Here is a 15,493-nt window from a genome sequence, read left to right as displayed (position 1 = left end):
AAAGGAGGAGATTCATTGTGTTTTCTGCTGCTCGACGACTGCCTTTGCTGGAACATATGTATAATCATGCCCCGACAGGAATCGTGATTTTGTCGAGGGAGGGGAAGTGCCTGTACGTCAATCCCGCCTTTTGCAAAATGGTCGGATATGAGCAGGAGGAATTACTGGATATCCGATATTACCATCTCTTGTATAAAGAGGCTCAGGATCAGCGAGGGTTGAGGGAGGCTTACGCAGGTTGGCTAAAGGCTACGGATCAAGTCTATAAGACAGAGCTGCGTTTGAAACATAAAAGGGGAACATCCGTCTGGCTATCGCTGGAATTAACCATATTTGATGATGAGGCTACCGAACAATCTTATTTGATTGCGTATGCAATGGATATCACGGAGAAAAAAGATATGGAGCAGGTGCTCTCGGATAATGAGGATTTGTACATGCTGATTACGGAAAATACGCCGGATGTTATCTCATATAGCACGGCGGACGGCATACTCCAATATATTTCTCCTTCGGTGGAAAAACTCCTAGGCTATACAAAGCAGGAAATGCTCGGCAAAAAGCGGCTCCAATTCTACCATGTTGAAGATGCCGATTATATGCGTGTACATGGACTCTTCAAGGAAACAGGCATCATGAAGCGGCGTGTTCGTCATAAGGACGGGCACTATTTGTGGCTGGAAGTATCGTACCGCATTATTCGGGATGAACAGGGCAGAATCAAGCGAGTACTGTCCATCGGACGCAACATCACAGAGCGCCAGAAGAGCGAGGAGAATTTGGCAAAAGCTCAAAGGTTGGCGATGTTCGGCTCATGGGACTGGGATCTGGTCAACAATGTTATGCATTTCTCCAAGGAATTTCGCAGCATTTTTGGTTATCGTGTCAAGTCGGTTGAAACAAGTATTGACGCGTTCATGGCGGCTGTTCATCCAGAAGATACAGAGCGCATGAAACAGATTATCACCAACGTTATATTAAAGGGAGTTCACGAAGAAACCTTTTACCGGATTGTATTGCCGAATGGGGAACAAAAGGTACTGCGTTCAATCTGGGAAGCTGAAATGGACGAGCATGCAGGCAAGCCCGTTCAAGTGGTTGGAATGATCCAGGATGTTACAGAGCACCGGGAAATGGAGCAGCGTCTGCGCGAAAGTGAAAACCGTTATAGGTCACTGTTTCAGCATAATCCACTCGGGATATGCGCCGTGAATATGGAAGGTCATATCTTGAGCGTGAATCCGAGCTTGGAGGAGCTTACGGGTTATACGAAGGATAAGCTGCTTGGGGCTGACATACTCATCATGGCTTCCTCTGAGGAACAGGACAAAATCAAGCGTCACATGGAGCTGGCCAAGCAGGGTGAGACGCAAACCTATGAATCGGAATTTATACATAAGGAGGGGGAGCGTCTATTCATCAAGATGACGAATATCCCGATTTTCGTGCAAGAGGAAATTGTAGGCTGCTACGGGATTATAGAAAATGTTACCCCTCTTAAAAGCTACATTGCTCAAATTGAAAAGCTCAGTAATGAGCATTCGCTTATTTTGAATGCCGTATCCGAAGGAATTGTAGGTTTAAGTACCGAAGGACATGTCCGCTTTATGAACCCGGCAGCTGTTGAGATGTTTGGCGTAGGATCTGCCAATCCGCTGAATGGCGCTTGCATAGACATGATCCTCCATGCTGACGAAATTGGCAGTCATTTTCCGGACGAACAGTCCTCTATTCTTCAAGCGATTCGAAGCGGAGCCTCTTATCAGGCAGAGGAAGCTGTATTTTGGAAAAAAGGCGGGTCCAGCTTTCTGGCCTCCTATCGAATCAGCCCTTTGATGGATAATGGCGAGCGAAAAGGGGCTGTGATGGTTTTTGTAGACAGGACGAATGAAAAGGAGATCATTCGGGCCAAGGAGTCTGCCGAACGCGCCGATCGGGCCAAGTCAGAGTTTCTTTCTGTGATGAGTCATGAGCTCCGTACACCGATGAACGGCATTATAGGCATGGCGGGGTTACTGGCAGATACTGAATTGGATGAGGAGCAGCGTAGCTATATAGACATTATTACCAGTAGCAGCGGTGCTTTAATGCAGATATTGAACGAGATACTGGATTTGAGCAAAATCGAAGCTGGCAAAATGTCTTTGCTGCACGAGTCCTTTGTGCTAGATGATGTGGTGGGCAGTGTGGCTGACCTATTCATGACGCAGGCTATGGAAAAAGGCATTGAGCTGGAATGGCATGTGGATCAGGAAATGCCGGGGATGCTGGTCGGCGATCATGTGCGTATTCGACAGGTGCTGGTGAATTTGGTGAGCAATGCGATCAAATTTACGGAGCGAGGGCGTGTAAATATCTTTGTGGAGAGAAAGGCTTACAGCCGTCGTAAAAATAGATGCCTGATTGAGTTCAGTGTAACGGATACTGGAATCGGTATCCCAGCAGACCGCCAGCATCTATTGTTTCAGCCTTTTTCCCAGCTTCATCCGGCACTGAACCGAAAATATGGAGGGACGGGACTAGGATTGTCCATCTGTAAAAACTTGGTCAAGCTGATGGGGGGGGCTATTGGTGTAGATAGCGATGAGGCCAGAGGAGCGACGTTCCGGTTCCAGCTGGATCTTAAGCTGCCGGAAGGTTCAACGCTTGCGAATATAAGCCGTGATGAACCTTATGAGTCAAAGGAAGGCTAAAAAGAGATAGCCGTGATGCGTGATGCATCACGGCTATTTTTGTAAGGAATAACCAAAGAAAAGATTGACAAACTGTTCTAACTGTACTATTAATGATAGTACAGTTAGAACAGTTCAGTATATACAAGTGAATCAGAATAAGTCTTGAAAGGAGGAAGTCCATGTTCGAGCTGGATATCCGCAGCCGCAAGCCGATCTACGAACAGCTTATGGACAGGGTAAAGGAAATGATCGTGTACGGATCACTTCAGCCGGATGAGCAATTGCCTTCCGTACGGACATTGTCCGCTCAGCTTACGGTGAATCCGAATACGATTCAGAAGGCGTATCGAGAGTTGGAACGAGAAGGATACATTTATTCCGTTCAAGGCAAAGGCAGCTTTGTCACACCTGCCGAGCATCAGCCGCAGCAAATAAAGCGGGATGAGATTCGGGCGGCATTGTTAAAACAGATGATCGAAGCCGTCCATTTCGGTTTTACGCAGCAGGAAGTGGACGACATATACGTGGAAGCTATACAAACAAAGGAAAGGGGGATGTCCCTTGATTGAATTAAGGGAAGTCACAAAGACATTTACAGAAGAAAAGGCTGTCGATCAGCTCGCCCTTACGGTGAAGAAGGGCTCTATTTTTGGGTTGCTGGGCTCGAACGGGGCAGGGAAAACGACACTGCTCAAAATCATCGCCGGGATTTACCGACCGGATGCAGGAAAGGTACTGATTGGCGGACAGTCCGTATATGAGCAGCCTGAAGTCAAGCAGCACATTCTGTTTATGCCAGACACCCCCTATTTTTTTCCGCAAGCGACAATTCGTCAGATGGCCCGGTTTTACCGCTCCATTTATCCGAGCTGGAGCGAGGAACGCTACATACAGCTTACGGAGATTTTTAAGCTAGATCCTAAACGAAAGCTCCACCGTTTTTCCAAGGGGATGAAGCGCCAGGCTGCTTTTTTGCTTGCCTTGAGCTGTATGCCTGAGCTGCTCATTTTGGATGAACCGATTGATGGGCTGGACCCGGTGATGCGTAGAATGATCAAAAATTTACTGTTCCAGGAAACCGCTGCACGCGAGATGACCGTCGTGATCTCATCTCATAATTTGCGTGAAATAGAAGACATGTGTGATCACGTCGGCATTATGCACCAGGGGCGGATGCTGTTGGAAAAAGAGGTCGACGACCTCAAGTCTGATACGCATAAGGTGCAGGTTGCCTTTCGTGAAAGCACGCATGAGGAAACCGTATGTGGACAACTTTCGGTTGTACATAAGGAGCGGAGGGGCAGTGTTCTGCTGCTCATTATCCGGGGGGAACGAGAGCGGATTGCAGAGACGATTGAGGCGTATGAGCCGCATGTGTTTGATTTGCTGCCGTTGACGCTTGAAGAAATTTTCATTTATGAAATGGAGGACGCAGGTTATGACATCCAACCGATTCTTCTGTAGCGGCGGCGTAATTCGCCAATGCCTGAGACAGCATGGCTGGATCGGTCTATTGTACTTGGTAGGATTGCTGTTTACAGTACTGCTGCCATTGTTTATGAGCATTGGTGATGAACAACCACGAGTGGTTTTAAAAAGCTTGTTTGATAACACAAGCTCAGGTAATGAATTGCAAAAATTAATCTTAACGACCGTACCCGTGCTGGCAGGTGTGATGCTGCTTCGTTTTGTTCAGCGACAGGGGCCATCCGATTTGTATCATAGCCTACCTTTGCGTAGAGAGCATCTATTAACGGCACATTTGATTAGCGGTCTTATTCTTTTACTTGTACCTGTATGGCTGACTGCGGGAGTAACTGCCTGGGTTAACACGTCAGTCGAACTGCCTTATATTTTTCATATCCATGATATTGGTTCATGGGCACTGGTCGTATCCGTCCTTACGATTTTCTTTTTTACCTTTACCGTGTTTGTAGGTATTTGTGTGGGACAATCGTTGCTACAGACCGTAGTAGTGTATGTTTTATTGCTATTGCCTCAGTTTCTATTCATGATGATGGGGCGTTTTCTGGAGCGTAATTTATACGGATATGTGCGGGTGCAAGAAACCATTGTCCAATATATTAACGGTTCGGAGTTTCGCAGCAATAATAATATTTGGGAAAACTTATCGCCGTTTGTACGCATTATGGACAACTTGCCGAATCGCGCCTTTTCTTACATGGAGCTGCTTGCCTATATAGGTATCTCCCTGCTGTTTGTCGCCTTGAGTTATGGTTTGTATCGTAAACGCTTGGTCGAGAAGGCGACTCAGGCAATGGCTTTCTCTTTCTTTCAACCTTTGTTCAAGGCAGGGGTTATACTATGCGCTATGCTTGTACTAGGCGATTATTTTTATAATGCAGGTACAAGAGGAGCTAATTGGTCGATTTTTGGGTATGCACTTGGAGCTGTTCTAGGCTATATCGTTGTAGAGATGGTCGTCCGCAAGACGTGGCAAATTGTGCGTGTTCGAGCTTTGGTGGAAATGGTCGTGTACGGTGTGATCATGGGGCTGGTACTATATATCCCGATATCAGGTTGGTTGGGTTATGAGGGGCGGATTCCAACAGCACACTCCGTAGAAAAAGTTTATGTCGGGCAAGAGGAGCCTCTAGGGGGAAATGCAGAAAAAGAAGCTTATTACTCCCAAGACAGGGCCTATATCGCCTCTGTGCTGAATTTACATCGTGAACTCGTACGTGCACATGCAGCTGGCGAGAAAACATTGTCCAAAAACCTGGCCGTCGAAAGGGCAGTCATAATCTACCGCTTGGATGATGGTTCCACCATGACTCGCCGCTATACATTCCCGGAGAAGCCTTTCCGGACAGAACTGACTAAAGTGATGGAAGCAGAGCCTTATAAAACGGTAAGATACGAGCTGGATAAGCTGCAAGGAAAAGCAGAGACGATTAATATCCAATCCGTAGATGATAATGAAAGACGAGTGGTTTTAACCAATCCAAAAGAAACTCGTGAATTTGAAGATATACTCAGAGAAGAAGTATTAAATATGAGTTATAGCGAAATGCAATCACATCGATATCCCCTAGGGAGTGTTTCTATTACAAACAAAGAGTCATCCTTTACCAATAACGAACCGAGCTGGCATCGTGAATTTTCATTTGAATGGCCGGCTTCCTATCACAAGCTTACAGGTTGGCTAGAGCAAAAGGGGTATGCGGATAAGGTGATCATTGATTCCAAGGATATTTTTTCGATACGGGCTGTTCCTATTATTGCTGAAGAGCTTGAACCTTATCAACCCAATCAGTATATTGAAGACTATAAGCTATTTAAAAGCATCCAACAGAAGCATAAAGCAATAACGATTGAAGATCCGAAGCTCTGGAGCACTGTACTGGAAAAGCGCAGACCCTATAGCTATACTCCAAATAGGGCGAAAGGCACTTACCTGGTTCAGGTCAAGATCAAACCTTTATTTAGTTCAGACCCCCATACACGCTATTGCTATTTAACTCCAAACGAAATGACACCGGAGCTTGCAAAGGCTTTACCGACAGTTCCTTAAAATCCGATACCAAAAAGGCCTTTCCCGTGGGGGAGGCCTTTTTTGCCATACGCAGCTTGAGTGCCTCCTCGTTCGGATGACCGGATAAGGACATTTTTTCCTCCTCTCGTATACTAATCTTTACCATAATTGTACAATGAAGAAGCGATGGCTTTCAGTCTCATTTCATTCATTAGATATAGGGGGATGTACATGTCTGATCCAAAGGGAGTTATAACCAAGCCGGAAAAGGACGAGTCTGTGCGGATAGCATGGTTTTGGCCATGGCTGGGCGGTACGTTTATGTTTGGATTGTTTTCAGTCATGTTTAATGTAGTTTGGAGTATGGTTGTGGCACCCCAAGTGCAGCTTCTGCTGAGGCATGAAGGTGTCACAGATACAACTGTGTTTGTAATACTGCTTCTATATGCATGGATTATCGGTCTCATTTTTGCAGCTTATGGTGCCTTGAGTGCACGTGTGTCCAGCAGGGGCAAGCTTTCGCTGATGCTGACTGGGCTATTATCATTATTATGTGGGCTGTGGTTGTGGATTATAGGAATACAAGGGTCTGGTGGTCAACCTGCTGAAGTGTGGGGAGGGGCGTGGGAACTTTTTTCACTCTATCACGCCTGGGCAGAGCCTGTGTTGGAGGTACTGGGGCCATATACACAGCATGGTGAAATCTGGTTTCTACTGGCAGCACTGCTGCCGATAGCTGGCATGGTAGTAGGAGTTGGGGTGAATCGTTATCCAGCGCTAACCGACAAGAATGGTAAGGTGGATCATAGATGGCAATGGATTGTTGCCGCGATATCTGCTGCGCTCGTCATTGTGCTGACGATTACACTGATGCTTCCTCAACGCCCGTACATTGCAGAGAAGGATTTTCCGGTAGTTGACGGGGCTACGGCGGCCATTCCGTTTGCGCAGGATATGCTGCATGAACTGACTGGAATGAGCAAGGCGCGAGCGGCGCACGAGCTGAGATTCAACACGACCCATCAGGCATATGTCAATTTGATCGAAAAGAAGGCGGATCTGATCCTGGTGGCCGGTCCTTCCGATGAGGAACTGCGTCTGGCAAAAAGCCGGGGAATACAAATGAGGCTAACACCCATTGGGTGGGATGCGTTTATTTTTCTCGTGCATCAAGATAATCCGGTTGACGGACTTTCTTCGGAGCAGGTACGCCGCATATATGAAGGGGCTATCCATAATTGGAATGAAGTAGGGGGCAAGGATCAGCCGATCATTGCTTATCAGCGAGAAGAAAATTCAGGCAGTCAGACATACATGCAAAAGAAAGTGATGGCAGGCCATGAGATGGCTGACCCGCCACGTGAACTACAAATTGGCATTATGGGTGGTATGATTAATGCAGTCGCAGATTTTAACAAGGATCACAACGCGCTCGGATATTCATTTTATTATTTTGCAAATGTGATGCATAATCGTCAAGAGGTCAAATTTTTGTCTATTGATGGAGTAGAGCCGAACAAAGAACACATTCGCTCGAAGCAATATCCATTCACAGCTCAACTGTTCGTGGTCACACGGGAAGGCGAGAAACCAAGCCCTTCGATGCAACGATTACTCGAATGGCTGCAAAGTGAAGAAGGAACCCGGGCCATCGAAAAAGGCGGCTTTGTTCCTGTAAACTCGTAAACCTGAAACGATGGTTCGCATACAGTCACCCGTATATTCACCTTAAGAGTGAAACGAAGACAGCAGGGTAATACATAGAATATGCTTTGCTGTGAATACAATACCCGCACAGCATGTATATCACCAACATAAGGGGATGAACGAAAATGAAGAAAAAAACATCGGTATGGGTGCTTTTGCTCGCCGTAGCCATAGTGACAGCGGGGTGTGAAACAGGCTCGCAAACAGGACAAACGGCTCAAAATGAGCAAAAGGGTGCCGCCTCGGCACAAGCGAATGGTTCGGGAACAACTGTAGATACACCGAAAACAGGAGGACAAGCAACCACAGACTCTACTATAGCGAAGGTCCGCATGGACAATATTACCGCGCTGCGTTTGATCGACGGTCAATCCGGCTGGATCGGCGGAAATGGCTGGATTGCCCGAACGGACGCGGCTGCATCCGATTCAGTCGGATCGACGTGGAATGTGCAATATCAGGGCCAAGGTACGGTTCAGCAGATTTTTGCCTTGAACGGACAGCAGGCCTGGACTGTGATGGCAGACAGCGGATCGCTGCTGGCCACTCGCGATGGCGGCAAACGCTGGGAGGTTGTGGGGACTGTACCTGAGCAAGGGCAAGCGGGCTTTTTACACTTTGTATCGTCCAAGGAAGGGTTCAGTGGCAGCCAATATACGAAGGATGGCGGGCATAGCTGGTCTTCGCTCCCCATGCCTGGCCACATGGTAGGACAGCCATATTACCATGATCGGCAAAACGGCTGGGCGGTTACGCAGGACACAGACCGTTCGTTTCAGATTTTACACACTGTTAACGGGGGCCAAAAGTGGACTACTGTCATGTCACGCACAACGGAGGCGCCTCTAAATGGAGCCATTATTCGTTCGGTAGAACGTGGCAACGCATGGATCGAGCTGGTTGGAGATACGGGGATGAATCAGACGTCGTATTCGCTTTGGCATACTGCCGATAGTGGACAAAGCTGGCGTGCTGTGCTGGCGAATGCCACCGCTGGCGGCGGTCCGGCACCAGGTATTAGCCAGCAAGAGAACCAGGTTGCCAAAAATGAAGGGACGGCACCAGGTATGCTCTATCCGGTTAATAGCAGTACCGCATGGATGGGTGGCTACTGCGCACCGTGCGACAAGCCTAATACGATCGGCTGGACGACTGACGGCGGCAAGACGTGGAACAATGGCAAGCAAGGCTTTGACGGTTATGGCGGTCAGCAAATCGGGATGGCAAATGCCAAGGAAGGCTGGGCTATTTTCTCAGATTCAGAGCAGGCCCCAGTTATGTATACCACCTCGGATGGTGGACAGCATTGGACGCAGAGCCATGTATTTGACAAGTCTGTGGCATCAGGATCCTAAGGAGGGATGAATATGAGCCAACATAAGAAAAGTGTGATTAGATGGACTGACGGTCGTGAAGTACCACTAATCGGGCAGGGCACGTGGCATATGGGGGAAAAAGCGTCACTCCGGCAGGAAGAGGTGCGCGCGCTTCAACTAGGCTTGGAGCTGGGTATGACGCTGGTGGACACGGCTGAAATGTATGCGGAGGGCGGCGCAGAAGAGATCGTCGGAGAGGCCATTCGGGGTCGCCGGGACGATGTCTATCTTGTTAGCAAGGCGTATCCTCATCATGCGGACCGCCAAGGACTGGCTCAAGCGTGCGAAGCGAGCCTAACACGAATGGGAACAGAGTACATGGACATGTATCTGTTGCATTGGCGCGGGAATATTCCGCTGGAAGAAACGGTACAAGGCATGGAAAAACTGCGTGAGCAGGGCAAAATCCGTAGCTGGGGAGTGTCCAATCTGGACAAATCCGACATGGAGGAGCTATGGAGCCTGGGTGGAGGCGAAGCCTGCACTGTCAATCAAGTGCTGTATCACGCGGCTTCGCGGGGCATCGAATATGATCTGCTACCTTGGAGCCGTACGCATGGAGTGCCTGTGATGGCCTATTGCCCGATTGCCCAAGGTGGCCGCTTGCGACGGGGTCTGCTGGAGCATCCTGTTATGGTAGACATTGCTGCCAGCCACGGGGTAACTCCATCCCAAATTGCGCTCGCGTGGGTCATACGGGACGGTGATGTCTGGGCAATTCCGAAGGCGGTGCAGGAATCGCATGTACGAGAAAATGCAGCGGCAGCAAGTATTCGGCTCACTCCTGAACAACTTCAACAAATAGACGAAGCTTTTTCTCCGCCAACGCGGAAGCAGCCGCTGGATATTGTTTGAGAAAGGAGGAGCCCATGACAGAGCGAGAGACAGAACTGCATGAGGTAGATGATCATCTGGATTATGGATTATCCGTTGTATTCATCGGCTTTAATCCCAGCTTGAAATCAGGCGAGGTAGGACATCATTATGCGAATCCGCGCAACCGCTTTTGGCGCATACTGGAGGGAGCAGGCTTGACACCTCGCTTGTACGATCCATCGGAAGATCGGGAGCTGCTGAAGCTGGGCTTCGGCTTTACGAACATTGTTTCCCGTCCTACGAGGGGAGTAGAGGACATTGCACGCGAGGAATACGCCGAAGGACGTCTGAAGCTATACGAGAAGCTAAAGGAATACCGCCCGAGGGTTGCTTGCTTTGTCGGCAAAGGCGTGTACACCGAATACAGTAAAAAATCCAAAGTAGATTGGGGATTTCAGCCTGAACCGCTAATTCCCGAGATGCATGAATTTGTGGCACCTTCGTCTAGCGGACTGGTACGCATGTCGCTGGAAGAAATCACAGATATTTATCGCCATCTTCAAACGTTCCTTTCGTCAGAAATCGTCTGAAATGCAGTAAGTATGGTGAATACAGCTAGCACAAAAAGAACCACACGCTCCAGTCCCTGCTGGGAAGAGCGTGTGGTTCTTTGAGCTGTTTCTATTGTAAGGCTTTCGCCTGCCATGCCTGTTCCACGGGAACATAAGGATATCCCAGATCACGTGCGACTGCTTCGTAGGTAATATGTCCGTTCAGGACATTGGTGCCGCTAAGCAGTGGCTTGCTTCTGCGAAGCGCCTCCTGCACACCCAAATCTGCGAGCTGGAGAGCAAAGGGGAGCGTCGCGTTCGTCAGAGCGAGCGTCGAGGTTTGCGGTACCGCGCCCGGCATGTTTGCTACCGCATAGTGAATGACGCCATGCTTCACATAGGTAGGCTGGTCGTGTGTCGTGATGTGGTCAATCGTCTCGACTATGCCGCCTTGGTCGATGGCGACATCCACAATCACAGAGCCGGGCTGCATCGTCTGTACCATGGCTTCCGTTACGAGCCGCGGGGCTTTGGCACCAGTGATCAGGACAGCACCGATCAGCAAATCACTTTGCGCCACGGCTTCAGCAATGTTGGACGGGGTGGACACCAGCGTATGGAGCTGATTGCCAAAAATATCGTCCAGTTGGCGCAGTCTTTGCAGGCTCAGGTCGATCAGTGTCACATCTGCCCCGAGACCGATGGCGACCTTGGCAGCATTGGTGCCGACCACCCCTCCGCCAATAATGGTCACTTTACCGCGTTTGACCCCCGGCACACCTGCCAGCAGGATGCCTTTGCCACCCTTTGGTTTTTCCAGCAGTTGTGCTCCAATTTGTACAGCCATTCGTCCGGCAACCTCACTCATCGGGGTAAGCAGCGGGAGGCTGCCTTCAACATCTAGCGTCTCATAGGAAATGGCGGCTACGCCGTTGTCTGTTAAAGCGCGGGCCAGTGCTGGCTCGGCAGCCAAATGCAGATAGGTGAATAAAATCAATCCTGGTCGAAAATACCCGTATTCAGAGGGGAGCGGCTCTTTTACCTTGATAATCAGATCCGCCTGGGACCACACGTCCGCAGCTTGTTGCACAAGAGTCGCACCCGCAGTGGCATAATCTCCATCCGTAAAGCCGCTTTCAACACCTGCATGGCTTTCCACAAATACGTGATGTCCGTGTTGAATCATTTGAGCTGCACCTGCAGGCGTTAGAGCGACACGATTTTCGTTGTTTTTAATCTCTTTCGGAATCCCAATTTTCATTTCATTCACCTCTCCTAAAAATAATTGTTAAGAAAATTACACTATCATTTTTGTGCAGTTTGCCGATTAGTTACATGGACTCAAGCCGATAAATGCAATTCATGTTAGATTAGGTACAGTTTACAAGGGGGGAAGCTCCTTGACATCATACATTTTGTCGGATTATCTGACTTAAAGGCTCGACTTTTTGATGAATATATGTCATATAAAATGACATAAAGACATATACATAAGGAGAATGCCGATGAACGGTAAAAAAACATTTACCATTGCGGATGTGCTGGAACGTCCCGTTTTCCGGCGGGCAAAACTGGCGGCGGGGGAACAGGGCGTAAATCGCCGTGTGGGTTGGGTCCATGTACTAGAAATCACAAATGTTTCTCCGTTTGTGAGCCGTCATGACTTGATTTTGACGACCGGCCTGTGGCTCACACGGAAGGGGGAAGAGCGTGCCGAGTATATGGAGCAACTGATCCGCTCGGAAGCTGCGGGATTGTGCGTGGAGCTGGGCACGAGCATTCATGAAATCCCCTCTGAAATTCTGGAGTTGGCGGAACGACATCACTTCCCGGTCATCGTATTTGAGCAGCCAGTGCGTTTTGTTGAAATTACACAAGATATTCATTCCCTACTTATTAACCGACATCATGAACTCCTAAAAGATCTGGAGCGATTTTCACGTCAGCTTCAGCAGGAGACCCTGCGCAGCACTGATATGAACGCCCTCTTGCGTGTGCTTCATGACTATGCAGCCCGGCAGGTCATCTACATGTCTTCCATTGACACCAATCGATTCGTACCTTCCGTCCAGCCGGATTTGGCGGACCGTATTGCAGATTTTTATGCCAATGAAGTGGAATCTAGTATGACCGCCGATCGGGAGGGGCACCTGCTGTTTCACCTGAATGAATCCACTGCCGTCTTGTTCCAGCCCGTTGTATGCTTCGGTCAGGTGTTTTCCGCAGTAGGTTTGGTGCTGCATAGTGAAATGCCAACGGAAGAAATGTCGCTGTTACTCGATTACACTGCCAAGGCAGCCGCTACATTGGTACTGAGAACACAGTTTCTTGAAGACCGATTGCTGCGTAATCAAAATGAATTGATTCAGGATGTATTGAGCGGACAGCTTCCCAGTGAAGAACAGGCCCAGACCCGAATGGGCCTGCGATTGTTATCGAAGGGGCAGTATTTATTTTGGGCAGGGGTCATCGAGGTGGAACATCAGGACAAGGATGCCAGTCAGGTACGCAAGGAATCCATCAATCAGGATGTGCTGGTGCTGCTTCGTTCATTGTTGAAAAAAGAAACGTTGCACAATCTGCTGATGATGAAGGGGAGTCAATGCTACATCCTTTGTGCCAAGGAGGAATTAACACTGCGTTCCGCAGCGCAAATGAAAAAAGTGCTTGCCCATACTGTTCAATATATTCAGAATTATGCCGCAGGACAGCTTGATAAGGTGCGCATTCATGCAGGCTTTGGTAAAGTAAGGCATCGCATGACGGGGACGGATCGCAGTTTTGAAGAGGCATATGAGGTCATTGAAGTGGCACGAAGCGTCCCAGTCATGAAGGATCGGTTATTTTACGACAGCATCGGAATCTATCAGTTGTTGAAGGCGGTGCCCCGCATTCCTTTTCTACAAGAGTTCGTAGAGGACCATTTGGGCGGGCTGATTGCGCATGATCGTGAGCACCATATGCAGCTTCTGGATACACTGGATGCCTATTTTCAATCCCATGGCTCCAAGCGTGATACCGCCGGAATTTTGTACATTCACAGACAGACCCTTTATAATCGGCTGGATAAAATTAATGAAATCATAGAGGGAAATCTGGCAGACCCTGACAAACGTCGTTGCCTAGAGATGGCGCTACTGGCTTACCGAATGCTTCAGGCTGAAAATTGATCCTAAATAACTAGTTCTATTTTCCATTCTACTCATTTACAATGCGTGTTAACACTGAGATAATAGAAGAGATAACGGAAATATCTTGAAAGGGGATTAATATGAATATAAAAAAATGGATCGCCGTCCCTCTTATTCTGTTAATGGTAGCTTTGACAGGTTGCCAGGCAGTAGGTGGATTTGATGTAAGTAAAAATTTATTGGGAACACTTGATGTGAAATCCCAGCAAACAACGGAGAAAATCTCTCTTAAATTGACTCCAAAAGAAGGAATCACGCAAGGAGATAAAGAAATCGTAGATTTGATTAATTCGATTTCCGTCACTGTGGATGAAGCCAAGGTACAATCGGAGGAACTTGCTTCTGCCAAAGGTACATTGCACATCGATAAGTATAATTTGCCGTTTGAACTTGCTTTAGACCGCCAAGGTTTGGCTATTCAACTGGAAGGTGCCAAAAAACCTTATTACATATCTTTGAACTCGCAAGAGAGTTTGAGCGGTCTGCCTGCTGGATTTGATCCATATGTATATTCCAAAGACGTGAGAGAACTGACGAAAACAGCCGCTGCACTTATGCTCAAGCATGCGCCTAACCCTTCTACCATTTCTGCAACGTCTGTAACCGAGGAAGTATACGGTGAAAAAGACAAAGTGAAACTGACCCATCTGCATGCTGAACTTCGTGGTGATGAGCTGGTAACATTGGTAAAACCGTTCCTGGCGAATCTGGCGAAGGACGAAGCAGGCTTGAAAGAGCTGATCGGGCAAGCCATTGATATGACTAAAACGATTGCTTCCGGCATGAATATTGAAGGTAGTGATAAAGTAACAACGGAACTGAGTGCTAACAAAGAAAAAATGGTCAATGAGGCTTATACCGAAGTTAAAAAGTATTTGGATCTGGCCGTTGATCAGTATGATGTAGGCGTTAGCACCATGTATGCACAGTCCCCTGAAATCAAAACGGTTCTGAGTGCTAACACGGTTCTGAAAAGCGACATGTATTTTGATGAAAAAGGAAATGTTCGCAAAGCAGCGACAGACTTGACAGTTGCTCTGCCAGATGTGGACGGTCTTCCGGTGAAGTCCTTCACAATTCTGACCGAAACTCAATCCTGGAACGTCAATGGTAGGGTGACGGCTGATAAAGTGGATATTTCTAACGGTGTTATTGACTTGAATAAACAAGCTGAATTAACTCCGGGAGCGACGCTGCGCAATTTTGAAGCGAATTCTCCGATCTACAACATTTTAAAAAATGATTTGGAAATTACAAAAGTAGAAACCATTTTCGATCCTAAAGACGATTACTACGTCTTGGAGAATCGTGGTGGCACTGCCTTTATTCCATTGCGTGAACTGACGAGCGAACTGAACTCCGAGTTAAAATGGGATGCAGCTGCTAAACAAACTACTGTAATTGATGATATTACAGGTAAGACGATTAAGCTGAAAAGTGGCTCCAAACAGGCTGTATTGGAAGGAAGCACATTGACGCTGCCACAAGCTCCATATACGGATGAATATGGCACATTGTATGTTCCTTTCAAATCAGTTGCCGAGGCGCTTGGCGCCACAGTAACTCGTAACAATGATGGGGAATATGTACTGAAACGCGACTAAAAAAGATATTCAAGGAACCGGCCCAATTAGGGCTGGTTCTTTTTTAGTTAAATTGGTAAAATGCTCAGTAAAGCGAT

11 protein-coding genes are annotated in these 15,493 nt (G+C 47.9%); 10 read left to right on the top strand and 1 reads right to left on the bottom strand.

Annotation, left to right across the window (positions count from 1 at the left end):
- Positions 1-17: 17 nt before the first annotated feature.
- From MHB54_RS07565 to MHB54_RS07530, 8 genes are all read left to right on the top strand, one after another.
- On the top strand, positions 18-2,693 hold the full coding sequence (locus tag MHB54_RS07565) for a PAS domain S-box protein (protein WP_023987293.1): 2,676 nt from the start codon (positions 18-20) through the stop codon (positions 2,691-2,693).
- 161 nt (positions 2,694-2,854) lie between these two features.
- Positions 2,855-3,244, top strand: a complete 390-nt coding sequence (locus MHB54_RS07560) for a GntR family transcriptional regulator (RefSeq protein WP_023987294.1) — start codon at positions 2,855-2,857, stop codon at positions 3,242-3,244.
- Positions 3,237-4,139, top strand: a complete 903-nt coding sequence (locus MHB54_RS07555; protein WP_023987295.1) for an ABC transporter ATP-binding protein — start codon at positions 3,237-3,239, stop codon at positions 4,137-4,139. Before MHB54_RS07560 ends, MHB54_RS07555 begins: the two co-directional genes overlap by 8 nt.
- Positions 4,114-6,210 carry a DUF6449 domain-containing protein gene (locus MHB54_RS07550; RefSeq protein WP_053324776.1) on the top strand — a complete coding sequence of 699 codons (2,097 nt, stop codon included), beginning with the start codon at positions 4,114-4,116 and terminating at the stop codon, positions 6,208-6,210. The genes MHB54_RS07555 and MHB54_RS07550 overlap by 26 nt, the downstream gene beginning before the upstream one ends.
- Before the next feature lie 192 nt (positions 6,211-6,402).
- Positions 6,403-7,857, top strand: a complete 1,455-nt coding sequence (locus MHB54_RS07545; RefSeq protein WP_264454089.1) for a PstS family phosphate ABC transporter substrate-binding protein — start codon at positions 6,403-6,405, stop codon at positions 7,855-7,857.
- Positions 7,858-8,003: 146 nt separating this feature from the next.
- Positions 8,004-9,233: a hypothetical protein gene (locus tag MHB54_RS07540; RefSeq protein WP_264454088.1), complete on the top strand. Its 1,230-nt coding sequence runs from the start codon at positions 8,004-8,006 to the stop codon at positions 9,231-9,233.
- Positions 9,234-9,245: 12 nt separating this feature from the next.
- Positions 9,246-10,109 (top strand): aldo/keto reductase, encoded by an 864-nt coding sequence (locus MHB54_RS07535; protein ID WP_028543201.1) that lies wholly within the window; start codon positions 9,246-9,248, stop codon positions 10,107-10,109.
- Positions 10,110-10,123: 14 nt separating this feature from the next.
- Complete coding sequence (locus tag MHB54_RS07530) at positions 10,124-10,660, top strand: mismatch-specific DNA-glycosylase (RefSeq protein ID WP_028543200.1); 537 nt, start codon at positions 10,124-10,126, stop codon at positions 10,658-10,660.
- Between the two features lie 91 nt (positions 10,661-10,751).
- Here the strand turns inward: MHB54_RS07530 and ald are convergent, their stop codons facing one another.
- Positions 10,752-11,882, bottom strand: a complete 1,131-nt coding sequence (gene ald, locus MHB54_RS07525) for an alanine dehydrogenase (RefSeq protein ID WP_023987303.1) — start codon at positions 11,880-11,882, stop codon at positions 10,752-10,754.
- A 244-nt stretch (positions 11,883-12,126) separates the two neighbouring features.
- Here ald and MHB54_RS07520 point away from each other — a divergent pair, with 244 nt between their 5' ends.
- Both MHB54_RS07520 and MHB54_RS07515 read left to right on the top strand, forming a co-directional pair.
- Entirely contained in the window at positions 12,127-13,791 is a 1,665-nt protein-coding gene (locus tag MHB54_RS07520) for a PucR family transcriptional regulator (RefSeq protein ID WP_023987304.1), read from the top strand.
- A gap of 101 nt (positions 13,792-13,892) precedes the next feature.
- Entirely contained in the window at positions 13,893-15,416 is a 1,524-nt protein-coding gene (locus tag MHB54_RS07515) for a copper amine oxidase N-terminal domain-containing protein (protein ID WP_264454087.1), read from the top strand.
- The last annotated feature ends 77 nt before the right edge of the window (positions 15,417-15,493 follow it).

It is taken from the genome of Paenibacillus sp. FSL M7-0802, from assembly GCF_038004945.1.
Lineage (GTDB): Bacteria > Bacillota > Bacilli > Paenibacillales > Paenibacillaceae > Paenibacillus > Paenibacillus polymyxa_B.
This window is presented reverse-complemented; position numbering and strand designations above follow the sequence as displayed.

Bases quoted from the DNA above. Each gene is read 5' to 3' on its own strand.
- MHB54_RS07560 (WP_023987294.1), top strand. From the start codon at position 2,855: ATGTTCGAGCTGGATATCCGCAGCCGCAAGCCGATCTACGAACAGCTT.
- MHB54_RS07550 (WP_053324776.1), top strand. From the start codon at position 4,114: ATGACATCCAACCGATTCTTCTGTAGCGGCGGCGTAATTCGCCAATGC.
- MHB54_RS07545 (WP_264454089.1), top strand. From the start codon at position 6,403: ATGTCTGATCCAAAGGGAGTTATAACCAAGCCGGAAAAGGACGAGTCT.
- MHB54_RS07540 (WP_264454088.1), top strand. From the start codon at position 8,004: ATGAAGAAAAAAACATCGGTATGGGTGCTTTTGCTCGCCGTAGCCATA.
- MHB54_RS07535 (WP_028543201.1), top strand. From the start codon at position 9,246: ATGAGCCAACATAAGAAAAGTGTGATTAGATGGACTGACGGTCGTGAA.
- MHB54_RS07530 (WP_028543200.1), top strand. From the start codon at position 10,124: ATGACAGAGCGAGAGACAGAACTGCATGAGGTAGATGATCATCTGGAT.
- ald (WP_023987303.1), bottom strand. From the start codon at position 11,882: ATGAAAATTGGGATTCCGAAAGAGATTAAAAACAACGAAAATCGTGTC.
- MHB54_RS07520 (WP_023987304.1), top strand. From the start codon at position 12,127: ATGAACGGTAAAAAAACATTTACCATTGCGGATGTGCTGGAACGTCCC.
- MHB54_RS07515 (WP_264454087.1), top strand. From the start codon at position 13,893: ATGAATATAAAAAAATGGATCGCCGTCCCTCTTATTCTGTTAATGGTA.